The following is a 25,376-nucleotide window of genomic DNA, read 5'->3' as shown; positions in this document are numbered from 1 at the left end:
AACCCGTAGCGTGGACAACGGCGAAGCCTTGTCCACTGTGCCCGATCAAGCTGTAGAAAACGCTACTACAACCTCACGCCTTTGGAATCGCGGCCATGCCGGTGCGCCGTAGCGACCGCTCCTACGGATCGGGAAATACCTGTAGGAGCGGCCCATGGCCGCGATAACGACAGCTGTGGGCGCTACGCTTCGGGCGTTTAGGCTTCCAGTGGAAAACGCTGCGCGGTTTTCCACGCTACAGATCCTAGAAATACCTAACTTTCAGGCTGGCATCCCGTCCCGTCAGTGAGGCCGAGTATAGGTGTCGTGGAGGGGGATGCGAGGCAGGACGCCCCTTCGTGCCGTGCCCCTGGAGCGGCGCCGGAGCGAGGGGACCCGAAGGGCCGAAACGCGGGGACACGTTTTTGGTTACCTTTGTTCGGGACTCGTAGTCCGGGGCGCGTAGCCGCGCTTGAAAAAAGTGAGTCGCCGGGTGGGCGAAACAAGAGGTATCGGCAAGGCGTGATAAGCAGCTAGGGCACCGGTAGGCCAAGGCATCCCGGCCAAACTCCGCGGTGTTGGGCTTCGCTCCGCTCAGCCCAACCTACGAAACCGGCACCCGTATCAGCTCTGTCTTGTCAGGCTTCGCTAACGGCCACGCCGAGCCAGGATCCGCACCTTATCGCGGTCATGGACCGCTCCTACGCAAGCGGCCACTAGCCTGGAGCTGGCTACTTGGCCACTACCCGCGTAATCCGATCCCCCTCGGCGTCATCCTGCCCCTTGGCCTTGTTCACCGCATAGACCACGCCCTTGCCATCCACCACCGCGTGGTTGGGGAAGGTGCCCAGTTCCAGGTTGGCCTTGATGTTGCCATCCGGGTCGACCACGGTCAGGGTGCCGGCGCCGCGGTTGGTGACATAGGCCAGGCGCTTGAGCGGGTCGAAGACCACGTTCATGGCCCCGGCGCCGGTGGTGACGTTGTGCAGGGTCTGGCCGGTCTTGGCGTCGACGATCAGCAGGTTGTCGCTGCCCTGGGCGGTGATGAACAGGCGGTCGGTCTGGGGATCGTGGGCTACGCCCATGGGGGTCTTGGCGCCCTGGATCGGGAAGACCTTCTCGACCTGCTCGGTCTTGGCGTCGATCACCGCGGCTTCGTTGGTCTTCAGGCTGACGGCGTAGAGCTTGTGCAGCGCCGGGTCCAGGTGCATGCCGACCACGGCGAACTGCTCGCCGCGCACGCCCGACTCGATGCTGATGTGCTTGCGCACGGCCGGGGTCTTGGCATCGAAGGAGACGATGTCCGGGGTCATGGCGGCCGAGGCGAAGGCACGGTCGAGCTTTTCATCGACCACTACGGTGTGGGCATGGGGCACGATACCGGGGGCGAATTGCTTGACCAGGCCCAGGTCGCGCTGGCGATAGACCGCCACGGTGTTCTGCCGGGTGTTGGTGGTCCAGACGGTGCCGTTGCGGTCGTCCACGCCCACGCCATAGACGGCGAAGACGCCGGCATCCGCTCCCGGCGCGGCAGCCGGGGTGATCTGGCGGGTGATGGAGAGGTCCTTGGGATCGAGCTTGAGCAGCTGCGAGACCTTGACCGGCGGGCGACCCACGGCCGAGGTGACGAAGAGCGCGCCGGTCTTGGCACTGATGTCGACCTGGTACAGCCCGGGCACCAGCTTGACCGCCGTGAGGCTGTAGGCATCGCCGCCACTGGGCGGCACCACCGGCGAGACCTTGAACGGGAAGATCGCCGCACCCGAGGGCTCGGCGGTGCTGACCACGAGGGGGTGCTGGCCAGGCACGGCGTCCGCAGGGATACGGAGGGTCGCCTGGAAGGCGCCCTGGGCATCGGCCACGTAGGCGGCGTCGGGATTCAGCGCCACGCCGGCGCGGGACAGGGTGATCCGTTGGCCGGGCGTGAAGCCACGACCTTCCAGCGCCACCTCGCTGCCCGCCAGGATGGCGGTGCCGGCGACGGGGCTGGCCTTGATCTCGCCGTGGTAATCCGGGTCCGGTGCTTCGAAGCCAGAGCGCGCCTCGGCGGTTTGCAGACCCAGCGCCAAGACGCCGGCGAGCAGGGTGAGGGACAGGACGCCGCGGCCCTTGGCCGAGGACGCGAGAGAGCTGTTCATCGAGGATTCCTTGTGGCGGCGATGGAATGCCCGCGCCAGAGCGCCGGGCAGGAGAAGCCCTCCAGGGCTGGCCCATGTTAAGACGAAAGAGACATATTTGCATTTGGCTTCGCGGTTTTTACGCGAGGTCGCCGTCCGGATCTTCGAGGCTGAGGTGCATCAGGCAGGCGCCTGGGCCATAGCCAGCCAGCTTGGCCGCGAGTGCCGCGTCGGCCGGGACCGGTTGATAGCGATGGCGTTGCCAATAGCCGATGGCGCCCGCCAGCGAGACCAAACGCCCCTGGGTCAGGCGGGCACGTCGGGCCTGCCCCCTGGCATGGTGATAGAGACGTCCGGCCACACCCTGGCCCTGGGCAGCGCGATGCACGGCGCAGTCGTGCAGGAACCAGGTCGAGGCCCGGCTGGGCAGTCGCGCCAGCCGGGCGCCGAGCGCCGGGGGCAGGCCGTCGTCCCAGGGGTAGGCGATCAGATAGCCCTGCAGCTGGCCCTGGGCATCGACGGCGGCCCAGCAGTGTTCGGCAGCGAGGTCCAGGCGGTTAGCGTAGAAGGCCTGGTCTTCGAGCAGGTCGGCGGGATAATTGGCCGCCTGGATGGTGAGGACGGCAGGGAGGTCGGCAGCGCGCAGTGGGCGGATCGAGGGCATGACGGCGGCGGGAAAAGGTCCGGCCGGGCAGTATGGTCACTGCCCGGCCAGGAGGCAAACGCCTCGGAGCCGTGGGTGGTGAGTCCCGTCGAGAAGCCTGCGCTCAGGCGGCGGAAAAGGGGATGCCTGCGACGACCTCGGCGTGCCTGGCGCCGCCGCTGGGCTCGGCTGGACCTGGCGCCCAGGGCGCTCAGGCCTTGGCGATCAGCCGCGAGTTGCGCTCGTTGCGGAACTGCAGATCCTCGATCCGCTGGGTGGCGGTCTCGGCTTCGGCGCGGGCGGCGAGGATGAGGTCGTGGTGCGGGGACTTGGCGCAGACCGGGTCGGTGTTGCGTGCATCGCCGGTGAGCATGAAGGCCTGGCAGCGGCAGCCGCCATAGTCCTTTTCCTTCTCGTCGCAGGAACGGCAGGGCTCGGGCATCCAGTCGTAGCCGCGGTAGACGTTGAAGCCGAAGGAGTCGTACCAGATGTGCCGGAGGGCCTGCTCCTTCACGTTGGGGAAGGCGATGGGCATCTGCCGGGCGCCGTGGCAGGGCAGGGCGGTGCCGTCCGGCGTGATGGTGAGGAACAGCTTGCCCCAGCCGTCCATGCAGGCCTTGGGGCGCTCCTCGTAGTAGTCCGGGGTGACGAAGATCAGCTTGCAGGGATGGTTCTCGGCCTTGAGGCGCGCACGGTATTCATTAGTGATGCGCTCGGCGCGCTCCAGCTGGGCCTTGGTCGGCAACAGGCCGGCCCGGTTGCGTTCGGCCCAGCCATAGAACTGGCAGGTGGCGAGTTCGACGAAGTCGGCTTCCAGGGCCAGGCAGAGGTCGATGATCTGGTCGATGCGATCGATGTTGTGCCTGTGGGTGACGAAGTTGAGCACCATGGGATAGCCATGGGCCTTGACCGCCTTGGCCATGGCCAGCTTCTGGGCGAAGGCCTTCTTCGACCCGGCCAGCAGGTTGTTCACCTGTTCATCGCTGGCCTGGAAGCTGATCTGGATATGGTCCAGGCCGGCCTGCTGGAATTCGGCGATGCGCGCTTCGGTGAGGCCGATGCCGGAGGTGATGAGGTTGGTGTAGTAGCCCAGCCGGCGCGCCTCGCGGATCAGTTCGGCGAGGTCCTGGCGCACCAGGGGTTCGCCCCCGGAAAAGCCGATCTGGGCGGCGCCCAGCTCCCGCGCTTCGGCCATCACCTTGAACCACTGCGCGGTGGTCAGCTCGCGACCCTGGGCAGCGAAGTCCAGCGGATTGGAGCAATAGGGACACTGCAGCGGGCAGCGATAGGTGACCTCGGCCAGCAGCCACAGCGGTAGACCGACGTTGTGTTTACCTACTGCCGGCGGCTGCGGCAGCTGCATGGGCGTGCCCGGCAGGCTGGTGCTAGCCGAGCAGGAGCCAGTGCTCTGCACGGGCGACCTCCATGAATTGTTCGACGTCGGCGCCCAGCTCGGGGACGCCGGGGAAGCGTTCGTCGAGCACGGCGACGATGGCGGCCACGTCACGCTGGCCGTCGATCAGCCCGCCGATGGCGGCGGCGCTCTCGTTGAGCTTGATCATGCCCTCGGGGTAGAGCAGCACATGGGCGTTCTGCGCCGGCTCGAACTGGAAGCGATAGCCGGGGCGCCAGCGCGGCACCTGGGTGCGGTCGAAGCTCATAGGTCGATTCCTCGGTGCCAGCGGCGCTTGGCGGTGACGCTGTGGTAGGGCGGGCGGTGCAGTTCGTACGCCATGCTCATGGCGTCGAGCATGGTCCAGAGGATGTCTAGCTTGAACTGCAGGATCTCCAGCATGCGCTGCTGGGACTCCCAGGTGGTGTAGTGCTGCAGGGTGATCTGCAGCCCGTGCTCGACATCGCGCCGCGCCTGGCCCAGGCGGGTACGGAAGTACTCGTAGCCGGCCGGATCGATCCAGGGATAGTGGGTCGGCCAGGCGTCCAGCCGCGACTGGTGGATCTGCGGCGCGAACAACTCTGTCAGGGAGCTGCTGGCGGCTTCCTGCCAGGAGGCGCGGCGGGCGAAGTTGACGTAGGCGTCCACCGCGAAGCGCACCCCGGGCAGTACCAGCTCCTGGGAGAGCACCTGCTCGCGGTCCAGGCCGGTGGCCTCGGCCAGGCGCAGCCAGGCCTCGATGCCGCCTTCGCTGCCGGGCTCGCCGTCGTGGTCGAGGATGCGCTGCACCCATTCGCGGCGGATCTCGCGGTCCGGGCAGTTGGCCAGGATGGCGGCGTCCTTGAGCGGGATGTTGACCTGGTAATAGAAGCGGTTGGCCACCCAGCCCTGGATCTGCTCGCGGCTGGCGCGGCCCTGGTACATGGCCACGTGGTAGGGGTGGTGGATGTGGTAGAGCTCGCCCTTGGCACGTAGGGCGGCTTCGAATTCGACGGGGGTGAGGGCGTTGGGCATGGCGGTCACAACTCGATGGACATGCCGTCCCAGGCGACTTCCACGCCCTGGCGCGCGACGAGGGCGCGCTCGGGGGAGTCTTCGTCCAGGATCGGATTGGTGTTGTTGATGTGGATCAGCACCTTGCGCTGGCGCGCGAAGCCGGCCAGCACCTCCAGCATGCCGCCGGGGCCGCTCTGCGGCAGGTGGCCCATCTCGCTGCCGGTCCGGGTGCCCACGCCGCGACGCTGCATCTCGTCATCGGTCCAGAGGGTGCCGTCCAACAGCAGGCAGTCGGCCTGGCCCATCAAGTCCAGCAGGGCGGCGTCCGGCTGGCCCAGGCCCGGGGCATAGAACAGCTTGCCGCCGGTGTGTCGGTCGTGGACCAGCAGCCCCAGGTTGTCGCCCGGGTGCGGGTCGTGGCGATGGGGCGAATAGGGCGGCGCGGCGCTGCGCAGCGGGAAGGGCGTGAATTCCAGATTCGGGCAGGCCGGAATGGTGAAGCTGCCGCTCAGGGCGATGGGCTGCCAGCTGAGGCCGCCGTTCCAGTGTTCGAGCATGTTGAACAGCGGAAAGCCGGTGGTGAGGTCCTGATGGACCATCTCGGTGCACCAGACCTGGTGGGGGCAGCCCTCGCGCAGGCTGAGCAGGCCGGTGGTGTGGTCGATCTGGCTGTCCAGCAGGACGATGGCGCGGATGCCGGTGTCGCGCAGGGCCCGCGCCGGCTGCAGCGGGGCGAAGCCGGCCAGCTGGGCGCGAATATCGGGCGAGGCGTTGCACAGAATCCAGTTCACCCCGTCGTCGGAGAGGGCGATGGAAGACTGGGTACGGGCCTGGGCGCGCAGGGTGCCCTTACGGAAACCGTCGCAATTGGGGCAATTGCAGTTCCACTGGGGAAAGCCACCGCCGGCGGCGGAGCCGAGAATCTGGATATGCATGGGAAAGGTCGAACCTGGAAAAAAGTACGCCCCGGCGAACCGGGGCGTGGGGCGCATCAACGGTTGGCGAAGTACATGGTGACTTCGAAGCCGATGCGCAGGTCAGTGTAGGCAGGCTTGGTCCACATGGGAGGTCTCCTCTTTGACTGCGAAAGCCGGATGGATCCGGTCGCCAAGTTTAACAAAGTTGCTTGGCTAAGGGTTTTGCCGCTAGCGAATCGGTGGGGTGGTGCCGACATAACTGTCTTACCGATCCTGCAACAGATTGACCGCCATCCATCGCCGACGCTCCCAGGAATATGTTGAAAGCTATGACATCCAGCCGGACGGGGACGCGGCATTGGCCAGGACGAAGCGCGGGGCGTCCGCGGCCGTGAGTTGATGCCAGGCCTGCAGCAGGGCGGGCTCGTCCAGCGCGGCGATGGCGGATCTCTGCGGGGCGAGGTCCAGGGCGCCGCTGCGCTGGAAGCCCCACCAGAGGCGTTCGGCCAGGGCGGCACGCTGGGCGGTGGTCGGGCCGACGTCATGAGCCAGTTGCCGGATGCTTGCGCGCAGCGCCGCGGCTTCGGCGGACAGGATGGCGCGACTGTCGCTGAGGCAGGCCTCGATTTCCGTGAGGATGTCCGCGGCGCGGGCATGGGGTGACTGCACCCCGACCAGCAGGCCGGCGTGATCGCCCAGCTGGCGATAGGCGGAAAACACCGCATAGCCCAGCTGCCGCTCGCTGCGCAGGCGCTGGAACACGGGCGCCTGTAGCCGCGCCGCCAGCAGGCGCCAGGCGGCTTCGGTGGCAGGCAACGTATCGGGTTGCGGGCAGAACAGCAGCAGCGCCTGTTGGGCATCGGCGCTGGGCTCATGGTGCCAATGGCGACCGCTGAAGCCGGGCGGTTCGCCCAGCGGCCCTGCCTGAGGCTGAGGTGGCGGCGCGATGGCGGCCAGGGCGGCCTGCGCCGTCTCGGGCAGGCCGCAGGCCAGGGCCTGCCAGCGAGGGCCGCCGTCGGCGATGCCTGGGGTGACGGCTGGCAGACGCTCCGGCAGGACCTTGAGCAGTTGGCGGATCAGCATGGGTTCGGGCGGCGCCTGGGTGGTTGCCCTCGAGCCCTCGAATTCGCCGGCCAGGCGGTCGAGCGCCTGCCGCAGCGTCTTCGGCAAGGCCTCGGCCCAGCCCTGAAGCCGTAATTCCCAGGGAGCGCCTGGCGGACTCCAGCGCAGGTTGACGCCGGCCTCGGCGGCCAGGCGGGGCAGGGCGCCCAGGACCGTGGCATCCGGCGCCATGGGCGCCTGCCCCGGCCACTGCCAGCGCAGGAACAGCACCCCGTCGCGCTGTTGGGGTGCGAGTGCCTGGCTGAGCAGCCAGGGCTGGCTGCCTGGAGCCGGCCGCCCGGGAAGCGAGCTGAGCAGGGGATTGGCGGGTGGCAGGCCGAAGGGGATGGCGACCGGTACCTCGGCGACCTGCCCATCCGCCAGGCCGGCGGTGAAGCCGCTGAGCCGTTGCGGCACCAGGAGGGCGAGCAGTCGGGGCCAGGCGGCGCGGGCCGCGGGGGAGAGTGCCGGTTGCGGCCAGGCCAGGCCGCCACGGTCCAGCCAGAGTCGCTCGCCGAGGCGGCGGACCAGCGCCAGGGCAGGCAGGGTGGCCCATTGCCGCTGGACCCTGGCGGCGTGGCCGTGCTCCAGGGTGGCAAGGGGCACCTGGCGCAGGGCGTCCAACCAGGCGAACAGGGCGGTGGTCAGTGCGGCCGGCGTAGCCTGGGGGCCGGGTTCGACAGTCAGGCGCAACAGGCCCTGGCGCTCCTGGCGATAGGGCCAGGCAAGCGCCAGGCGCTCGGCCAGGCCCGCCTGGCGCAGGCCGGTGGGTAGTCCGCCGGGATGTTCGCCGAGCAGCAGGGCTTCGAGCAGTTCCGCGCCTTCCCAACTGCCCGGGGGTAGGTCGTCGAGGGCGATTTGCACCGCCAGCGTTGGAAGGGCGGCGACGCCCGGCTGCCAGCGCTCGCCCAGGGCGGGGAGCGGCGGAGGCGACTCTGCCCTGGGCGGCGGACCGGGTGGCAGGACAGCGCCCGGTTCGCGCGCCAGGCGTTCAAGTTCCGCCAGCGGCTGCGGCCCGGCCAGCACCAGCAGGGCGTTGCTCGCACGGTAGTGACGCTGCTGGAAGTCGCACAGCGCCGTCTGGAAGGCGGCGCTGTGCAGCGGCAGGCTGTATCGGTTGCCGGCGTGGAAGCCCCTGGCCGGGTGGGCGGCGGGGAGGCCCGTGGCCAGGGCCAGGTCGCGATGGGTGTCGGCACTGCGCGACCAGGCGATGAATTCGGCGTGCAGCACCTCGCGCTCGCGGTGCTGGGCGTCCGGGGCCAGCAACGGCGCGGCGAGCATGTCCAGCAGCCGGGCGAGGCCGGCGGCCAGATGCTCGGGGGCCAGGGCGAAGAAGAAGTCGGTGGTGGTCTCGCGGGTGCTGGCGTTGAGTTCGCCGCCCAGGCGTTGCACCAGGGGCATCAGGCCATCCGCCGCCGGAAAGCGCTGGCTGCCGAGAAAGAACAGGTGTTCGAGGAAGTGCGCCAGCCCCGGATAGGCCGGCGGCGCCTGGTGGCTGCCGGCGCCGATGCGCACCAGGGCGGCTGCCTGGGGCAGCTCGGGGTCGTGCAGCAGGGCGACGGCCAGGCCGTTGGCCAGGCGCAGCCGGCGGTGGGCAGGTGATGAGGTGGGCATGGGGGTAGCTTAACCGAGTCCGAGGGAAGGTGATGGCGCGGGTTTGCCCTCACCCCGGCCCTCTCCCTGGGGGAGAGGGGGGAAGAGCGAGTGGGGTGCCTAGGTTTGCCCTCACCCCGGCCGTCTTCCTGGGGGAGAGGGGGAAAGCGAGAGCCGTGCCTGGGTTTGCCCTCGCCCCAGCCTTGTCCCTGGGGGAGAGGTGGAAGAGCGGGCGGGGTGCTTGGGTTTGCCCTCACCCCGGCCCTCTCCCAGGGGAGAGGGGGAAGAGCAAGTGGGGTGCCTGGGTTTGTCCTCACCCCCGACCCTCTCCCTAGGGAGATAGGAGGAGGTTCGAGGCGCGGCCTTGACACTGTAGCGTGGAAAACGGCGCAGCCTTTTCCACTGGGGGCTTTGGGTGCCAGGAGGCTCTATTCATAGAAAGAAAAAAAGCGGGCGAAAAAAATCCCGGCCAGGCCGGGATTCTTGGGTGGGGCGAGGGGGGTTCCAACAGGATGTCAAAAATGCTCGAAGCATCCTCGCCCCGGACCCTCTCCCGGAGGAGAGGGGAGTTCGGGCGCGGGCGCCCTTACTTCTTCTCGGGCAGGGCGAAGGCCATCACGTAGTCACCCTGCTTGGTGCCCAGCGAGCCGTGGCCGCCGGCGTAGACCAGTACGTACTGGCGACCGTCCTTGCCGGTGTAGGTCATGGGGGTAGTCTGGCCACCGGCCGGCAGGCGGCCTTTCCACAGTTCCTTGCCGTTCTTCACGTCATAGGCGCGCAGGTACTGGTCCAGGGTGCCGCTGAGGAAGGCCACGCCACCGGCGGTGGTGACGGTGCCGCCCAGGCTGGGCACGCCCATGGGCAGGGGCAGCGGGACCGGCGAGTTGTCGCGCACGGTGCCGTTCTTGTGCTTGTAGACCAGCTTGCCGGTGGTCAGGTCGAGCCCGGCCACGTAGCCCCAGGCGGGTGCCTGGCAGGGCAGGCCCAGCGGCGACAGGAAGGCCGACAGGATCACGCCGTAGGGCGCGCCCTTGTTGGGCTGGATGCCCTCGGTCTCGCTCTTGCGCGCCGGCTGGTTGGCGATTTCCTCGCGCGGGATCAGCTTGGAGGTGAAGGCCATGTAGCTGGGGTTGAGGAAGGCGATCTGGCGCACCGGATCGACCGAGAGGCCGCCCCAGTCGAACACGCCGAAGTTGCCCGGGTAGACGATCGAGCCTTGCGTGGACGGCGGGGTGTAGATGCCCTCGTAGCGATGCTCGCGGAAGGCGATGCGGCACAGCGCCTGGTCGAAGGGCGTACCGCCCCACATGTCGCTTTCCTTGAGGGTCGGCGCGGCCAGGTTGATCGAGGAGACCGGCTGGGTCGGCGAGGTGTGGTCGCCTTCCACTGCGCCCTGAGGCACCGGGGTTTCCTTGATCGGGTAGATGGGCTGACCGTTGGTACGGTCCAGCACATAGATGCTGCCCTGCTTGGTCGAGGCCATCAGCGCGGGTTTCACGCCGCCGTCGGTCTTGATGTCCACCAGGGTCGGCTGGCCGCCTACGTCCATGTCCCAGAGGTCATGGTGGGTGAACTGGTAGTTCCAGCGCACCTTGCCGGTGGCGATGTCGAGGGCGACCACGCCGGCGCTGTACTTCTCGGAAGCCGGGGTACGGTCACCGCCCCACTGGTCGGGCATCTGGTTTCCCATCGGCAGATAGACCATGCCGATCTTTTCGTCGACCGACATCATCGACCACATGTTGGGCGAGTTGCGGGTGTAGATGCCGTCGGCGGCGATGGGCGCGGTGGCGTCCGGATTGCCGCTGTCCCAGTTCCACACCAGCTTGCCGCTGTGCACGTCGTAGGCCCGGACGACGCCGGAGGGCTCGTCGGTGGAGACGTTGTCGGTGACGTGGCCACCGATGATCACCAGGTTGCGGGTCACCGCCGGCGGCGAGGTGGAATAGTAGCCACCGGGCGTGAAGCTGCCCATGTTGGCGGTCAGGTCGACCTGGCCATTGTTGCCGAAGTCGCTGCACACCTTGCCGGTATCGGCGTTGATGGCGATCAGGCGGGTGTCGGCGGTGGGCAGGAACAGGCGCCGCGGGCAGCTGTTGGCGGCCGGGGTGCTCTGCTCGTCGACCGGCACGGCACTGCCGGTGGCCGGGCTCTGGCCGGCGGTGGTGGTACCGGCGTAGGTGGCATCGTCATGATAGGCCACGCCACGGCAGGTCATGTGCGCCCAGCCCTTGAAGCTGTCGGCGTGCTGGGTGCTCAGCTTGGGATCGAAGCGCCAGATTTCCTTGCCGCTGTCGGGATCCACGGCGATCACCTGGCTGTGCGGCGTGCAGACGTAGAGCATGCCGTTGACCTTGAGCGGGGTGTTTTCCGCGGTGGTCTCCTGGGGATCGTTCGGGCCGGGGATGTCGCCGGTGCGGAAGGTCCAAGCCGGTTGCAGGTCCTTCACATTGGCCACGTCGATCTGCTTGAGCGGCGAGTAGCGATCACCGAAGGCGGTACGGCCGTAGGAGGGCCAGTCGCCGTCGGCGGCGGTCGGCGCGGCGCTCTCGACACCCGCGGTATCCCGACCCAGATCGCCGTCCAGGCGGTTGTAGTTGACGAACTGGGCGACCAGGGCGACGACGCCGGCGATCACCAGGGAGCCGATCAGCGGCAGGCCACCGCTGCGGCTGTCCAGCGGCCGGCGAAACACCGGGATCAACAGGACCAGGCCGAGGACGAACCAGAGCGCCAGGCGCGGTACCAGCTGCCACCAGTCGAATTGCACTTCCAGCACGGCCCAGGCGGTGGAGACCACCAGGAAGAAGGCGTAGACCCAGACACCACTGGCGCGCCGGATGCACAGCAGGTAACCGCTCAGGGCGAGCAGCATGCCACCGCCGAGGTAGTACAGGGAGCCCCCGAGGGTGGCCAGTTTGATGCCCAGCCCCAGCAGGGCCACGCCCAGGAGGATGAACAGGATGCCGAGTAACCTGGCAGGCAGGCCTCCCGGTCTCGCGGTGGAAGTGACAGTCATGGCAGCGCTCGCAATGCAATCGTGAAAAGAGACTTCGACTCGATCGACGACATCGCAAATCGGAACCGCATGCGGGTCTGTCGTCTGCTACGTCTGAACCTGTTGTCTGTCTTATTGTTCCACCCCTTCGCCGGCTTCCCTGGCAGGAAACTCGCGCGGTTGCGCTGAGGCGAAGCGTGGGAGGGCTCGGAATGCGTCGTCTGTATCGGGCGGGTAGATAGTAAGCTAAGTAACTGATGATGTCACTTCGCGATGATGGACGGAAGCAGCCCCAGGCCGCGCCAGCCCTGCTACCATCGCCAGCCGTCCCGCCAGCCCGCCCTGCCCATGTCCGATGTCCTTGCCCTGGTCCAGGCGACCTTCAACGTCACCGCGCCGGTCTTCGCCCTGGTGCTGCTCGGTGGCCTGCTCAAGTGGCTGGGCTGGATCGACACGGCCTTCATCAACACCGCGTCCGCCCTGGTGTTTCGCGCCACCATGCCGACGCTGCTGTTTCTCGGCATCCTCAAGGCGGACCTCGGTGAGGCCCTGCAACCCCTGCTGCTGGGCTATTTCGCCCTGGCGACGGTGGCGAGCTTCCTGGTCGCCTGGGGCTGGGCGCTGTGGCGCTGCCCCCAGGCGGAGCGCGGGGTGTACGTGCAGGGCGCCTTTCGTGGCAACTGCGGCATCGTCGGCCTGGCCCTGGCGGCCACCCAGTACGGCGACTACGGCCTTTCGGTGGGCGGGATCATGGCCGGCATGGTCATCCTCTTCTACAACGTGCTCTCGACCCTCGTGCTGGCGATCTATAGCCCGCACCTGGAGGCCAACTGGCGCACCCTGCTGCGCAGCATCCTCGGCAATCCGCTGATCATCGGCATCCTCCTGGCCATTCCCTTCGCCTATTGCCGATGGCAGCTGCCGCTCTGGCTGGATACCTCGGCGCGCTACTTCGCCGGCCTCACCCTGCCGCTGGCGCTGATGTGCATCGGCGCCACCCTGTCGCTGGCCACGCTGCGCGAGAGCAGTCGCCTGGCGCTGGGCGCCAGCCTGTGGAAGATCGTCTGGATTCCGCTGTTCGGCGTGATTGGCGCCCTGGCCCTCGGCATCCAGGGGCCGGCGCTGGGCATCCTTTTCCTCTACCTGGGCTGCCCGACCGCGGCCTCCAGCTTCGTCATGGCTCGCGCCGCCGGCAGCAACGCCCAGCTGGCGGCGGCCATCGTGGTGCTCAGTACCCTGGGCGGTATGCTGACCACCAACCTCGGCCTGCTCGTGCTGAAAGGATTGAGCCTGCTCTAGCGCGAGCTGGCCAGACATCGGCGATGTGAGAACGTCTATCGGTTGTATCCAGCCAAACGTCAGACCTCAGCGTATTAAGGCCGGGTCAATCCTCCGCAGTCCGCTCATCCCTTGACGCTTATCGCAATCAAGAACGGCGAGGAACCGGGCTGCCGCTCCCCAAGCCTTACGCGTGGTACCCATGAAACGCTCGCTCCAATTCAGCCACAAGATCCTGCTGGCGGCCGCCCTGGTCGTGACCCTGGCCCTGGCCGGCTTCGCCAGCTTCAACGCCTACCTGCAGCGCCAGGCCATCACCCAGAGTCTCGAAGCCTCGCTGGGCGAGATCGGCCGCATCACCGCGGGCAACATCGCCTACTGGCTGGATGCGCGGATCAAGCTCATCGACAGCCAGGCCCAGGCGCTCAGCCGTGACAGCAGCCCGGGCAACATCGCCGGCCTGCTGGAGCAGAAGCTCTACACGAGCAACTTCGACTCCACCTACCTGGGCGAGGTCGACGGTACCTTCACCGACCGCCCCCATACCCCGATGGAAGCGGGCTACGATGCGCGCCAACGCGACTGGTACAAGGCGGCGGTCAGCGCCGGGGGCGTGATCCTCACCGAGCCCTATCTCACCGCCCCGCCGCAGAGCTTCCTCTGCATCACCATCGCCGCGCCGGTCCTGCAGAACGGCAAGCTGATCGGCGTGGTGGCCGGCGACCTGGTGATGGACAGCCTGATGAAGATGATCACCTCGCTCGACGCCGGCGGCCTGGGCGAGGCCTTCCTGGTCGACGCCGACGGCAAGATCCTGGTCAGCAGCCACGCCGACCAGGTGCTGAAGTCGCTCAAGGACCTCTTCCCCGCACAGACCCCGTCCCTGGCCCCGGGCTTCCATCACGTCATGCAGGACGGCAGCGAGCGCCTGGTGAGCTTCACCCCGGTGAATGGCCTGCCGTCGGTGAAGTGGTACCTGGCGCTGTCCATCGACCAAACCAAGGCCTATGCCCCGGTCGCCCAGGCGCGCAATCTGGCCATCGTCGCCACGGTGGTGGCGGTCATCGCCATCATCCTGCTGCTCGGCCTGCTGATCCGCGTGCTGCCGCGCCCGCTGCACGAGCTGACCCGCGCCATGGACGACATCGCCGAAGGCGAGGGCGACCTGACCCGCCGGCTGCCGGTGCAGTCCCGCGACGAATTCGGTGCCCTGGCCCAGGCTTTCAATCATTTCGTGGCGCGGATCCACGCCTCGATCCGCGACGTGGCCCAGAGCACCGGCGAGCTGAACCAGGGTACCCGGCGGGTGCTGGAGGCCTCGCAGTCGTCCATGCAGCAGTCCGATATCCAGGCCCAGCGCACCACCAGCGTCGCCGCAGCGATCAATGAACTGGGCGCCGCCGCCCAGGAGATCGCTCGCAACGCCGCCCACGCCTCGGGTGAGGCCAGCACGGCCCGTGCCCAGGGCGAGGAAGGCCGCGAGGTGCTCGACGAAGCCCTGCACGCCATGCAGGCGCTGTCGACCAAGATCGGCACCAGTTGCGAGCATATCGAGGCGCTCAACGGCAAGACCGCCAACATCGGTCAGATCCTCGAAGTCATCCGCGGCATCTCCGAGCAAACCAACCTGCTGGCCCTCAATGCCGCCATCGAAGCGGCCCGCGCCGGCGAGGCTGGAAGAGGTTTTGCCGTGGTGGCCGACGAGGTCCGCTCCCTGGCCAGCCGCACCCAGAGTTCGGCGCAGCAGATCCAGCAGATGATCGAGGAGCTGCAGAGCGGATCGCGGGATGCCGTGGCCCTGATGCAGGAAAGCCAGCGGCAGAGCGCCCACAGCATGCAGGTGGCGAAGAGCGCCGGCGAGCGGCTGGGCAGCGTCACCGAGCGCATCGGCGAGATCGATGGCCAGAACCAGTCCGTCGCCACCGCGACCGAGGAACAGACCTCGGTGGTGGAGACGCTGAACATGGACATCAGCGAGATCAACCTGCTGAACCAGCAGGGCGTCGATAACCTGCAGGCTACCCTGGCGGCCTGCACGGCGCTGGAAGCCGAGGCCGGTCGCCTGCAGCGGCTGGTGGGTGGCTTCCGGATCTAGCGCGGTCGGCGGCAAAGGTGCCGCCGTTCCGCTTAAGTAGTCTGATGATTGCCCGATAACTACTGCGATAGCCATGCCCTGAATCCGGCATGGCGCCTTGCTACGGAAGCAGACCTGTATGAAGCGACACCTGAAATTCAGCCATAAGATCCTGCTGGTCGCGGCGCTGGTGATCACCACCGCGCTGGCCGCTTCCGCAGGCTTCAACGCCTACCTGCAACGCCAGGCCATCGACCAGAGCCTGAGCGCCAACCTCGCGGAGACCGGACGGGTCACCGCCGGCAACATCGCCTATTGGCTGGACACCCGGGTCAAGCTCATCGAGGGCGAGGCCCAGACCCTGGCGCGCGATCGCTCGGCCGAGGGGCTGGTCGGGCTGCTGGAGCAGAAGATCTACACCGGCACCTTCGATTCCACCTACCTGGGCGAGGTCGACGGCACCTACACCACCCGTCCGCTGCGCAGCCTGCCGGCCGGTTACGATCCGCGCAAGCGGCCCTGGTATGCGGCCGCCACTGCCGCCGGCACCACGGTGCTGACCCCGCCCTATATCTTCGCGTCCTCCGGCCAGCTGGGCGTGACCATCGCCACGCCGCTGCAGCGCGACGGCCAACTGGCCGGCGTGGTCGCCGGCGACCTCAACCTCTCGGCGCTGGTCGAGATCATCACCTCGCTCAACGTCGGCGGCCTGGGTGAAGCCTTCCTGGTCGACGGCGACGGCAAGGTGCTGGTCAGCAGCCATCCCGAGCAGGTACTCAAGACCCTCAAGGAGGTCTTCCCCGGCCAGGCGCTTTCCCTGCAAGCGGGTCTGCAGGCCGTCACCCAGAACGGCAGTGACCGCCTGGTGAGCTTCACCCCGGTCAACGGCCTGCCCTCGGTGAAGTGGTACCTGGGACTGTCCATCGACCAGGCCAAGGCCTATGCCCCGGTCACCCAGGCGCGCAACCTGGCCATCGTCGCCACGGTGGTGGCGGTGCTCGCCATCATCCTGCTGCTGGGCCTGCTGATCCGTGTGCTGCTGCGCCCGCTACATGAGCTGACCCGCGCCATGGACGACATCGCCGAAGGCGAGGGCGACCTGACCCGTCGGCTGCCGGTGCAGGCCCGCGACGAATTCGGCGCCCTGGCCGAGGCCTTCAACAAGTTCGTGGCGCGCATCCATACCTCGATCCGCGACGTGGCCCAGACCACCGGCGAGCTGAACCAGAGCACCCGGCGGGTGCTGGAGTCTTCGCAGTCCTCCATGCAGCAGTCCGATATCCAGGCCCAGCGCACCACCAGCGTCGCCGCGGCAATCAACGAGCTGGGCGCCGCCGCCCAGGAGATCGCCCGCAACGCCGCCCATGCCTCGGGCGAAGCCAGCACGGCCCGCGCCCAGGGCGAGGAAGGCCGCGAGGTGCTCGACGAAGCCCTGCACGCCATGCAGGCGCTGTCGACCAAGATCGGCACCAGTTGCGAACATATCGAGGCGCTCAACGGCAAGACCGCCAACATCGGCCAGATCCTCGAAGTCATCCGCGGCATCTCCGAGCAGACCAACCTGCTGGCCCTCAATGCCGCCATCGAAGCGGCCCGCGCTGGTGAAGCCGGAAGAGGTTTTGCCGTGGTAGCCGACGAGGTGCGCTCCCTGGCCAGCCGCACCCAGAGTTCGGCACAGCAGATCCAGCAGATGATCGAGGAGTTGCAGACCGGCTCGCGGGATGCCGTGGCCCTGATGCAGGAAAGCCAGCGGCAGAGCGCCCACAGCATGCAGGTGGCCAAGAGCGCCGGCGAGCGGCTGGGCAGCGTGACCGAGCGCATCGGCGAGATCGACGGCCAGAACCAGTCGGTGGCCACTGCCACCGAGGAGCAGACCTCGGTGGTGGAGACGCTGAACATGGACATCAGCGAGATCAACCTGCTGAACCAGCAGGGCGTCGATAACCTCCAGGCCACCCTGGCGGCCTGTACCGCCCTGGAGGCCGAGGCCGGCCGCCTGCAGCGGCTGGTGGGCGGCTTCCGCATCTAACGACCCTGATCGGGCAATCGCGGGGAGGTCAGGCGCTACGCCTGACCTCCCTTTTTTATTGGTCGCCGCCGTGATGACGCTCTTCGGGCGCCCGGATCCCCCGACCACTCGTCAGAAAAAGTAAAACTAATTAGTGCGCAAAGATGCTCTGGCACGCCGCTTCGGTCGATGTGGCCGCCCGGTATCAGCGCAGCGGGCGATCTACGGCGTAAAGAAAGCTTTTTTCCCCGCCGATGGGCTATCCGTACCGCCAGGTCTGGTGGAGGCCCGCTCTTTCCCGCGCTTCCCGTCCCCTGGCCTCGCCAATTCACGGTGTGGCACCTTTGCCACCAGGGGCTCCATGTTCAAGCGGCTGTGCAAATCCTCTCGGGTACGCTGGAGTCTCGGCGTCTTTCTCTGTGGCGTGGTGCTGACCAGCCTGACCATGCGCCATCTGACCCAGCGCAATGACCATGTGCTGCGCAGCGCCCTGGACAGCGCGGCCGAGGACGTCCGCGACCAGGTGCTGGACCGGCTGCGCATTTACGAATACAGCCTGATCGGCATGCGCGACGTGGTGGTCGTCGCCGGTGGCAACCTGTCGCGGCAACTGCTCGGCAACTATGGTCGCGTCCATGACCTGGGGCAGGAATTCCGCGGGGCCCGGGGGGTTGGCTTCATCCGGCGGGTACCCCAGGCCGACGAAGCCCGCTTCCTGCGCGAAGCCAGCGCCGACGACTGGCCGGAATTCCGCATCCAGCCCTTCACCGCGCATGAGGGCGATCGCTACGTCGTCCAGTACCTGGAGCCCGGCTGGCGCAACCTGAAGGCCATCGGCATGGACGCGGCATCGGATCCCGTGCGCCGCGAGGCCGCGGTCCTGTCCATGCGGCACGCCGACATCCACCTCACCGGGCCGCTGCAACTCCAGGCGTCCTCGCCGCCGGAGCCCGGCTTCCTGATGCTGCTGCCGATCTACCAGGGGGGGCGGCCGCCCGCCGATCCGAACGCGCGGGAAGCCGCCACCCTGGGCTGGTCCTATGTGCCCCTGAGCATCGAGGAGATGTTCGGTAGCCTGCGTCTGAGCATTCCGGGGCTGATCGTGCGCGTCAGCGACGTGACCGAACCCACGGCTCCACGGCTGTTCTATCGCCAGGGCGAGGACGAGGAGGGCGCCCAGGAGATGTCCGAGCGGCGCCTGGTCCAGGACGTCTATGGGCGGCAGTGGCAGCTGGCGTTCACCGCCACCCCGACCTTCGTCGCGGCGCAGAACCTGGTTTCGGTACCCCTGGTGCATCTGTTCGGCAAGCTGTTCAGCCTGCTGGGCGCCGGACTCACCTTCGCCCTGCTCACCACGCGCCAGCGGCGTCGCCAGTACCAGCAGGACCAGGCCAACCTCACCGCCGTGGTGGAAAGCTCCTCCGACGGCATCATCAGCAAGGACCTCAACGGCGTGGTGCTGAGCTGGAACTACGCCGCGGAAGAACTGTTCGGCTATCCCGCCAGCGAAGCCGTGGGCCGGCGCCTGCTCGACCTGGTCGTGCCCACCGAGCTGGAGCATGAGGAGTGGTCGGTGCTGGAGCGGATCGGCAAGGGCGAGCCGGTGCCGCACTTCGAGACCCGCCGCCAGCACCGCGACGGGCGCTACATCGAGGTGCTGGTCAGCGTCTCGCCCATGCGTGGTCGCGACGGTCGGGTCGTCGGTGCCTCCAAGACGGTGCGCGACATCTCGGTGCAGAAGGCCGCCCAGGCCGAGATCCTGGCACTGAACGCGCGCCTGGAAGAACAGGTGGCCCAGCGCACCGCCGAATTGAGCCAGACCAATCTGTTGCTCGGCGACGTGCTGCGTGCGGCCTCGGAGGTGGGCATCATCGCCACCGATCGCCAGGGTCGCATCACCCTGTTCAACGAAGGCGCCGAGCGCCTGCTCGGTTACCGCGCGGCCGAGGTGGTGGGCAGCCGGCACGCCAGCGACTTCCACCTGCACGAGGAGCTGGTGGCCCAGGGGCAGGCGCTGAGCGCCCAGTTCGGTCAGCCGGTCAGCGGCTTCCGGGTCCTGGTGGAGCGCTCGGAGCGGACCGGCGCCGAGGCCCGGGAGTGGACCTATGTCCGCCGTGATGGCGAGCACCGCGATGTCAGCCTGGTGGTGACCACCATGCGCGACGAGTTCGGCCAGATCAGCGGCTACCTGGGGATCGCCTCGGACGTCACCGAGCGCAAGGCCGCCGAGCAGGAGCTGGCGGCGAGTCTGGCGCTGACCCGGGCGATTCTCGATACCGCCGTCAACCCGGTGTTGACCGTGGACGAGGATGGCCGGGTACGCTCCTTCAACCCCGCCGGCGAGCGGGTGTTCGGCTGCGCGGCCCAGACGGTGATCGGGCAGGACATCCGCCGGCTGATCCCCTCCTACCTGAGCGGCTATGAAGCGCTGTTCACCGAGGATGGCAGCGGTGAGGCGCGGCCGGTCGATTCCCTCGGTCACGAAACCCTGGCCCGCCGTGGCGATGGCAGCGAGTTTCCCATCACCCTGAGTCTCGGGATCACCTGGGTGGATGGCCAGCGCCTGGCGGTGGCCATCATCGCCGACATCACCGAGCAGTGTCGCCAGCGCGAGGCACTGCTGCAGACCCGCGATCAGCTGACCATGGCCGCCGAGGTGGCCGAGCTGGGCATCTGGTGCTGGCGGCCCGAGACCAACGAGGTGCAGTGCAACGAGCGCATGGCCGACCTCTACGAATGGACCCCGGAGCAGGTCCAGCGCGGCCTGGTGTACGAAGACTGGCGCCGCTGCGTGCATCCCGATGACCTCGCCGAGGCCGAGGCCCGGTTGCTGGCCGCCATGGCCGGCCAGGCGGTGTTCGATCCGGTGTTCCGTATCCTGCGTCAGGATGGCTCCATCCGCCACATCCAGGCCGGCGCCCATACCGAGCGCGATGGACGCGGTCGCGTCCTGCGCCTGGTCGGCACCAATCGTGACATCACCGAACAGCTGGCGCTGGAGCACCGCTTGCGCGAGGAGCGCACCCGCGCCGACCTGGCCAGCCAGGCCAAGTCGTCCTTCCTGGCCAACATGAGTCACGAGATCCGCACGCCGATGAACGCCGTGCTGGGCATGCTGCAACTGCTGCAGCGCACCGCTCTGGATGCGCGCCAGGGCGATTACCTGACCAAGGCCCAGCAGGCCGCGCGCTCCCTGCTGGGACTGCTCAACGACGTGCTCGACTACTCCAAAATCGAAGCCGGCAAGCTGCAGCTGGACGTCCATCCCTTCAGCCTGGAGCAGGTGCTGCGCAACCTGGGCGTGGTGCTGTCCGGCAACAGCGGCGAGAAGAACGTCGAGATCAACTACCACCTGGATGCCGGGCTGCCCACCGCGCTGATCGGTGACAGCCTGCGGCTGCAGCAGATCCTCATCAACCTGGCCGGCAACGCCCTCAAGTTCACCGAGGCGGGCCAGGTGCTGGTCAGCGTGCGCCAGCTGTCCCACGCAGACGGCCAGTTGCGCCTGGAGTTCTCGGTGCAGGACACCGGCATCGGCATCAGCCCGGCCCATCAGGCGCAGCTGTTCCAGGGCTTCACCCAGGCCGAGGCTTCGATCAGCCGGCGCTTCGGCGGTACCGGCCTGGGCCTGGCCATCTGCAAGCGCCTGGTGGAATTGATGGATGGCCAGCTGCAGGTGGAAAGCGAGCTGGGGGTGGGTAGCCGCTTCTGGTTCGATGCCACCCTGGCGGTGGACGTCGCGGTCGCGGCGCAGGCGGCGCCGGTGCGGCGCCGGGTGCTGCTGGCCGACGACAATACCCTGGTCGGCGAGGTGCTGGTGGAGACCCTGGCGGCCCTTGGCTGGCAGGTCGACCTGGTCACCAGCGGCAGCGCCGCCCTCGACCGCATCGCCCAGGCCCGGCAGCAGGAGCAGCCCTATGAGGCGGTGCTCATGGACTGGCGCATGCCCGACGGCGATGGCCTGGCCACGGCCCGGCAACTGCACGAGCAGCCGCCGGCCAGTCGACCCAAGGTCATCATGCTCACCGGCTTCGGCCGCGACTTCCTCAGCGAGACCCAGCAGAACGCCGAGGCGCCCTTCGACGACTACCTGACCAAGCCGGTGACCCCGGCGCAGATCGTGGAGGTGGTGGAGCGCGCCCTGGGCGCCGAGATCCCGGCCGGCGTCCATGCCGCGGCGGTGGTCGACGAGAGCCATCGCCTGGCCGGCCTGCGCCTGCTGGTGGTGGAGGACAATGCCCTCAATCGCCAGGTGGCCGCCGAGCTGCTGCTGGCCCAGGGCGCCCAGGTGGAACTGGCCGAGGGCGGGCTGGAAGGGGTCGAGCGGGTGCTCACCGGTGGACCGCTGGACGTGGTCATCATGGACATGCAGATGCCCGACATCGACGGCCTGGAGGCCACCCGGCGCATCCGTGCCGATGGCCGCTTCGCCACCCTGCCGATCCTGGCGATGACCGCCAACGCCTCCCATACCGACCGCGACGCCTGCCTGGCCGCCGGCATGGACGACCACGTCGGCAAGCCCATCGACCTGGAAGTGCTGGTCGCCCGCCTGCAGCGCCTGACCGGCCAGGAGGTGAATGCCGCGCCGGTGGTCGCGCCGCTGGTCGAGGATCGCCAGGTGGAACCCCTGGGCATCGTCCTGCGCCGGTTCGGCGGTGACGCCCGGTTGTTCGGCGCGCTGCTGGAGCGCTTCGCCGAGGACTCCGTCAGCCTGCTGGAAGGGCTGGCGAAGGCCTGGCACGCCGCCGACAGCGAGGCGGCGGTGGCGGTACTACACTCGCTCAAGGGCAGCGCCGGCACCATGGGTGCCCAGCGCCTGGCCGCGCGCGCCGCCGAGGGCGAACGCGCCGGCAAGGCCGGGGCCGGTGTGCCCCCGGAGGTGGCGATGGAACTGACAACCCTGCGACAACTGCTCGACGAGGCGCTGGCCGAGTTGCGTGGCGCCCTGGCCGACGTCCTGCCACGCCCCCTGCCTGCCGCAACTGAAACTAAAACTGAAATTGAAACCGACACCCAGGTCGACTGGCGTGCGCGACTGGACGAACTCGAGCTATTGCTCAGCCAGGGCAATCTCGATGCCCTGGATCTGATCGCCCAGCTGCCCGTGCACTGCCGCGCCGAAGCCCAGGTGCGTTATGACCTCTTGCGCGCCCAGGTCGAGACCCTCGACTTCGCGGCAGCGCTCTCCACCCTGCCTGACCTGAAGGAAGCCCTATGACTCCGCTGACCGCCGAGGCAGCCGGGCGGCGTAGCAAACCCAAGTTGCTGATCGTCGACGACCAACCGCTGAACATCCGCATCCTCCACGAGCTCTTTCGCCAGGATTGCGAGACCCTGATGGCCACCGGCGGCGCCCAGGCCTTGCAACTGGCGCTGGCCCAACAGCCGGACCTGATCCTGCTCGACGTGATGATGCCGCAGCTCGACGGCCACGAGGTGCTGCGGCGCCTGCAGGCCGATCCGGCCACCGCCGCCATCCCGGTGATCTTCGTCACCGGCCAGGAGGGCCCGGACGAGGAGGTCACGGGCCTGGAACTGGGCGCGGTGGACTTCATCAGCAAACCGATCAATCCGGTCATCGTCCGTGCCCGGGTACGCACCCAGCTGACGCTCAAGGCGCAACGCGACGTGCTGCGCGGCATCGCCCTGGTCGATGGCCTCACCGGTGTCGCCAATCGCCGCCAGTTCGACGAGGCGCTGCTGCGCGGCTGGCGCCAGAGCCAGCGCGAAGGTACGCCTTTTTCGCTGATCCTCATGGATATCGATCACTTCAAGGCCTACAACGATCACTATGGCCACCTCGCTGGTGACCAGTGCCTGCGGCAGGTGGCCCAGGCGCTGGGCCAGGGGCTGTTCCGCCCCTACGACCTGCTGGCGCGCTACGGCGGCGAGGAATTCGGCTGCCTGTTGCCGGGGACCGACCTGGAAGGCGCCACCCAGGTCGCCGAGCGGCTGCTGCAGCAGGTGCGCGACCAGCGCCTGGCCCATGCGTACTCTTCGGTGACCGGCTACGTCACCCTGAGCCTGGGCGTGGCTACCGCGCTCCCCCCGACCGCCGTCGATCCGGCCGCCCTGATCACCGCCGCCGATGCCCAGCTCTATGCGGCCAAGCACCAAGGCCGCGCCCGGGTCTGCGCCGCCGAACTCACCGGCTGAGCGAGGTCGGCGCAGGTAACGCCGGGTAACAGAGGCCGCGGCTTTCTTCGTCGTCTAGTATGGTGTTTCAGAAGTTCGCGCAAGAATTGGCGAGTGATTTTTGTTCGGTTCGGCGCCCCGAATGGGCTAGGCGCCGGGACGAGTCATAGCAGGGCTATGGCGAGGAGTGGCAACGCCGCCCAGGCGGTCCGCCGCTGCGGGCAAAAAGCGCTGCCAAAATTGCGTAGATAACTTTTGAAACACCACACTAGGCTGGGCGGCGAGGCGGCGGACTGGCAGACTGCGGGCAGGGATTCTGCCGCCGGTAATCTATGTACGCCTTCACGCAACGCCAGGCCATCTTGGCCAGCTGGATCATCGTCTTCACCGCGCTCTACCTGGTTCTCCCGCTCAAGCTCCTGCCCAGCCTCCTGGCTGGCCTGCTGGTGTACGAACTGGTCAACACCTTGGCCGGTCGCCTGCAACGGCACTTGCCCGGTGGCGGCGCGCGCTGGCTCGCCGTGGCCCTGCTCGGCGCCCTGGTGGTGAGCCTGCTGACGCTGTTCTTCGTCTGGTTCACCAGCTTCATCATCCAGGAGGTGCAGAACCCCGGGCGCCTGCTGGACAAGTTCATGGTGCTCACCGAGCGTGCCCGGGCCCAGCTGCCGCCGTCGCTGGACGCCTACCTGCCGGCCAACGCCGACAGCATGAAGCGCGAACTGGTGGAATGGGTACGTGCCCACGTGGCCCAGCTGCAGCTGTTCGGGCGCGACGCCGCGCGGACCTTCGTCATCGTGCTCATCGGCATGATCCTCGGCGCCATCGTTGCCCTGCAGCCGGCCCCCGATCCCGAACGCCTGCGGCCGCTGAGCGGCGCCCTGCTGGTGCGCCTGGGCCTGGTCGCCCAGGCCTTTCGCAACATCGTCTTCGCCCAGATCAAGATTTCCCTGCTCAACACCACCCTGACCGGCATCTTCCTGCTCGGCGTGCTGCCGCTGTTCGATGTCCATCTGCCGCTGGCCAAGACCCTGGTGATGCTCACCTTCATCCTCGGCCTGCTGCCGGTGATCGGCAACCTGATGTCCAACACCCTGATCTTCATCGCCGGGCTGTCGCTGTCGATCTGGGTCGCGGTGGCGGCGCTGGGCTACCTGATCGCCATCCACAAGCTGGAATACTTCCTCAATGCCCGCATCGTCGGCGGCCAGATCAGCGCCCGTTCCTGGGAATTGCTGGTGGCCATGCTGGTGTTCGAGGCGGCCTTCGGCCTGCCCGGCCTGGTGGCGGCGCCGGTCTACTACGCCTACCTCAAGAGCGAGCTGAAGGCGGAGGGGCTGGTCTGAGGATGGCGGTCCGCTATCGCTCTGCCGGCCTTGCCGACCTGGACGTGCTGACGGACTTCAATGCCGGCCTGCAGCGGGACCAGGGTAGCCCGCAGCCGCTCGGCGAGGCGGCCTTGCGGCAGCGGCTGGCGGACTGGCTCAGTCGCGGTGAGTACCAGGCCATCCTCGCGGAGCGGGACGGCCAGCCACTGGGCTACGCGCTGTATCGGGTGGAGGCGGCGCGGATCTTCCTGCGCCATCTCTACGTGGCGCCCGCGGCGCGGCGCCAGGGCCTGGGCCGTGCCTTCTTCGGTCATCTGCGCGAGCAGCACTGGCCGGCGGACCGGCCGGTGCAACTCAACGTCCTGGCCGGCAACGACACCGGCCGCGCGTTCTGGGCGGCGCTGGGCTTCGCGCCCTTCAGCCTGACCTTGCAGCGACCGCCCACTGGCGCTCACTGACGATCCAGATTCGCCCACATCCGCTGCCAGAAGGCCCCGGCTTGCTCGTTGCTGGCACGCCAGGCCTGTTCCAGCCGTTCACGCTCGGGCGTACCCAAATCTTCCGGGCAGGCCAGATAGCGGTCGGCGGCGCCCTGGGCTTCCGCCTGCAGCCGGCGCCATTCACGGACGTCATCCAGCCAGCAGCGACCGGTGACGACCTCGTAGTACTCGTGGGCGATCGCGTCTTTGTCCATGGGGTCATTCCAGGTGGCCATTAGAGGGCTAGACCGCGAGCGGCGCCTGGGGTGCCCAGGCTAGACGTCGAAGACCTTCCGGCGGCGGCTCTCCAGAGGGTCCCTTGCGTTCGCCCCCTCGG

The 25,376-nt window shown here is 68.0% G+C and carries 17 protein-coding genes and 2 pseudogenes; 9 read left to right on the top strand and 10 right to left on the bottom strand.

The window, feature by feature from the left end:
• Positions 1–710: 710 nt before the first annotated feature.
• The 9 genes from FSV73_RS22505 to FSV73_RS22465 form a co-directional block, all read right to left on the bottom strand.
• Positions 711–2,117: an ATP-binding protein gene (locus FSV73_RS22505; protein ID WP_145011767.1), complete on the bottom strand. Its 1,407-nt coding sequence runs from the start codon at positions 2,115–2,117 to the stop codon at positions 711–713.
• A 118-nt stretch (positions 2,118–2,235) separates the two neighbouring features.
• Entirely contained in the window at positions 2,236–2,760 is a 525-nt protein-coding gene (locus FSV73_RS22500; protein ID WP_145011764.1) for a GNAT family N-acetyltransferase, read from the bottom strand.
• A 190-nt stretch (positions 2,761–2,950) separates the two neighbouring features.
• Positions 2,951–4,102, bottom strand: coding sequence for a pyrroloquinoline quinone biosynthesis protein PqqE (gene pqqE, locus FSV73_RS22495; protein ID WP_145012053.1), 1,152 nt, complete (start codon positions 4,100–4,102; stop codon positions 2,951–2,953).
• A gap of 22 nt (positions 4,103–4,124) precedes the next feature.
• Positions 4,125–4,400 (bottom strand): pyrroloquinoline quinone biosynthesis peptide chaperone PqqD, encoded by a 276-nt coding sequence (gene pqqD / locus FSV73_RS22490; protein ID WP_145011761.1) that lies wholly within the window; start codon positions 4,398–4,400, stop codon positions 4,125–4,127.
• Entirely contained in the window at positions 4,397–5,146 is a 750-nt protein-coding gene (gene pqqC / locus FSV73_RS22485) for a pyrroloquinoline-quinone synthase PqqC (protein ID WP_145011758.1), read from the bottom strand. The genes pqqD and pqqC overlap by 4 nt, the downstream gene beginning before the upstream one ends.
• 5 nt (positions 5,147–5,151) lie before the next feature.
• Entirely contained in the window at positions 5,152–6,063 is a 912-nt protein-coding gene (pqqB, locus tag FSV73_RS22480; protein WP_145011755.1) for a pyrroloquinoline quinone biosynthesis protein PqqB, read from the bottom strand.
• A 56-nt stretch (positions 6,064–6,119) separates the two neighbouring features.
• Positions 6,120–6,191: a pyrroloquinoline quinone precursor peptide PqqA gene (gene pqqA, locus FSV73_RS22475; protein ID WP_003243383.1), complete on the bottom strand. Its 72-nt coding sequence runs from the start codon at positions 6,189–6,191 to the stop codon at positions 6,120–6,122.
• A gap of 181 nt (positions 6,192–6,372) precedes the next feature.
• The gene (pqqF, locus tag FSV73_RS22470) at positions 6,373–8,760 is read right to left on the bottom strand and encodes a pyrroloquinoline quinone biosynthesis protein PqqF (protein ID WP_145011751.1); all 2,388 of its coding nucleotides are present in this window, start codon (positions 8,758–8,760) and stop codon (positions 6,373–6,375) included.
• Between the two features lie 565 nt (positions 8,761–9,325).
• On the bottom strand, positions 9,326–11,758 hold the full coding sequence (locus FSV73_RS22465) for a glucose/quinate/shikimate family membrane-bound PQQ-dependent dehydrogenase (protein WP_145011748.1): 2,433 nt from the start codon (positions 11,756–11,758) through the stop codon (positions 9,326–9,328).
• A gap of 327 nt (positions 11,759–12,085) precedes the next feature.
• Between FSV73_RS22465 and FSV73_RS22460 the strand changes: the two genes are divergently transcribed.
• The 9 genes and pseudogenes from FSV73_RS22460 to FSV73_RS22430 all read left to right on the top strand — a co-directional run bounded on the left by FSV73_RS22460 (position 12,086) and on the right by FSV73_RS22430 (position 25,018).
• Positions 12,086–13,036, top strand: coding sequence for an AEC family transporter (locus tag FSV73_RS22460; RefSeq protein WP_145011744.1), 951 nt, complete (start codon positions 12,086–12,088; stop codon positions 13,034–13,036).
• Positions 13,037–13,217: 181 nt separating this feature from the next.
• A pseudogene (locus FSV73_RS26270) lies at positions 13,218–14,252 on the top strand (HAMP domain-containing protein); the annotation flags it as partial.
• Positions 14,253–14,345: 93 nt separating this feature from the next.
• On the top strand, positions 14,346–15,110 hold the full coding sequence (locus FSV73_RS26265; RefSeq protein WP_437179308.1) for a methyl-accepting chemotaxis protein: 765 nt from the start codon (positions 14,346–14,348) through the stop codon (positions 15,108–15,110).
• A 118-nt stretch (positions 15,111–15,228) separates the two neighbouring features.
• Positions 15,229–16,260, top strand: a pseudogene (locus FSV73_RS26260) (HAMP domain-containing protein); the annotation flags it as partial.
• Between the two features lie 93 nt (positions 16,261–16,353).
• Complete coding sequence (locus FSV73_RS26255; RefSeq protein WP_437179307.1) at positions 16,354–17,118, top strand: methyl-accepting chemotaxis protein; 765 nt, start codon at positions 16,354–16,356, stop codon at positions 17,116–17,118.
• Positions 17,119–17,458: 340 nt separating this feature from the next.
• On the top strand, positions 17,459–22,318 hold the full coding sequence (locus tag FSV73_RS22445; RefSeq protein ID WP_145011736.1) for a PAS domain S-box protein: 4,860 nt from the start codon (positions 17,459–17,461) through the stop codon (positions 22,316–22,318).
• On the top strand, positions 22,315–23,256 hold the full coding sequence (locus FSV73_RS22440; protein ID WP_145011732.1) for a diguanylate cyclase domain-containing protein: 942 nt from the start codon (positions 22,315–22,317) through the stop codon (positions 23,254–23,256). The genes FSV73_RS22445 and FSV73_RS22440 overlap by 4 nt, the downstream gene beginning before the upstream one ends.
• Before the next feature lie 311 nt (positions 23,257–23,567).
• Entirely contained in the window at positions 23,568–24,578 is a 1,011-nt protein-coding gene (locus FSV73_RS22435; RefSeq protein ID WP_145011729.1) for an AI-2E family transporter, read from the top strand.
• A 2-nt stretch (positions 24,579–24,580) separates the two neighbouring features.
• Positions 24,581–25,018 (top strand): GNAT family N-acetyltransferase, encoded by a 438-nt coding sequence (locus FSV73_RS22430; RefSeq protein WP_145011726.1) that lies wholly within the window; start codon positions 24,581–24,583, stop codon positions 25,016–25,018.
• On the opposite strand, the gene FSV73_RS22425 is transcribed toward FSV73_RS22430, so the two are convergent.
• Positions 25,012–25,254 (bottom strand): hypothetical protein, encoded by a 243-nt coding sequence (locus FSV73_RS22425; RefSeq protein WP_145011723.1) that lies wholly within the window; start codon positions 25,252–25,254, stop codon positions 25,012–25,014. The genes FSV73_RS22430 and FSV73_RS22425 overlap by 7 nt on opposite strands.
• Between the last annotated feature and the right edge of the window lie 122 nt (positions 25,255–25,376).

The organism is Pseudomonas oryzihabitans, from assembly GCF_007665395.1.
In the GTDB taxonomy this organism is placed as follows: domain Bacteria; phylum Pseudomonadota; class Gammaproteobacteria; order Pseudomonadales; family Pseudomonadaceae; genus Chryseomonas; species Chryseomonas psychrotolerans_C.
The sequence above is the reverse complement of the archived record's forward strand: the minus strand, read 5'-3'. Positions and strand labels throughout refer to the sequence as shown.

Bases quoted from the DNA above. Each gene is read 5' to 3' on its own strand.
- FSV73_RS22505 (WP_145011767.1), bottom strand. From the start codon at position 2,117: ATGAACAGCTCTCTCGCGTCCTCGGCCAAGGGCCGCGGCGTCCTGTCC.
- FSV73_RS22500 (WP_145011764.1), bottom strand. From the start codon at position 2,760: ATGCCCTCGATCCGCCCACTGCGCGCTGCCGACCTCCCTGCCGTCCTC.
- pqqE (WP_145012053.1), bottom strand. From the start codon at position 4,102: ATGCAGCTGCCGCAGCCGCCGGCAGTAGGTAAACACAACGTCGGTCTA.
- pqqD (WP_145011761.1), bottom strand. From the start codon at position 4,400: ATGAGCTTCGACCGCACCCAGGTGCCGCGCTGGCGCCCCGGCTATCGC.
- pqqC (WP_145011758.1), bottom strand. From the start codon at position 5,146: ATGCCCAACGCCCTCACCCCCGTCGAATTCGAAGCCGCCCTACGTGCC.
- pqqB (WP_145011755.1), bottom strand. From the start codon at position 6,063: ATGCATATCCAGATTCTCGGCTCCGCCGCCGGCGGTGGCTTTCCCCAG.
- pqqF (WP_145011751.1), bottom strand. From the start codon at position 8,760: ATGCCCACCTCATCACCTGCCCACCGCCGGCTGCGCCTGGCCAACGGC.
- FSV73_RS22465 (WP_145011748.1), bottom strand. From the start codon at position 11,758: ATGACTGTCACTTCCACCGCGAGACCGGGAGGCCTGCCTGCCAGGTTA.
- FSV73_RS22460 (WP_145011744.1), top strand. From the start codon at position 12,086: ATGTCCGATGTCCTTGCCCTGGTCCAGGCGACCTTCAACGTCACCGCG.
- FSV73_RS26265 (WP_437179308.1), top strand. From the start codon at position 14,346: ATGCAGCAGTCCGATATCCAGGCCCAGCGCACCACCAGCGTCGCCGCA.
- FSV73_RS26255 (WP_437179307.1), top strand. From the start codon at position 16,354: ATGCAGCAGTCCGATATCCAGGCCCAGCGCACCACCAGCGTCGCCGCG.
- FSV73_RS22445 (WP_145011736.1), top strand. From the start codon at position 17,459: ATGTTCAAGCGGCTGTGCAAATCCTCTCGGGTACGCTGGAGTCTCGGC.
- FSV73_RS22440 (WP_145011732.1), top strand. From the start codon at position 22,315: ATGACTCCGCTGACCGCCGAGGCAGCCGGGCGGCGTAGCAAACCCAAG.
- FSV73_RS22435 (WP_145011729.1), top strand. From the start codon at position 23,568: ATGTACGCCTTCACGCAACGCCAGGCCATCTTGGCCAGCTGGATCATC.
- FSV73_RS22430 (WP_145011726.1), top strand. From the start codon at position 24,581: ATGGCGGTCCGCTATCGCTCTGCCGGCCTTGCCGACCTGGACGTGCTG.
- FSV73_RS22425 (WP_145011723.1), bottom strand. From the start codon at position 25,254: ATGGACAAAGACGCGATCGCCCACGAGTACTACGAGGTCGTCACCGGT.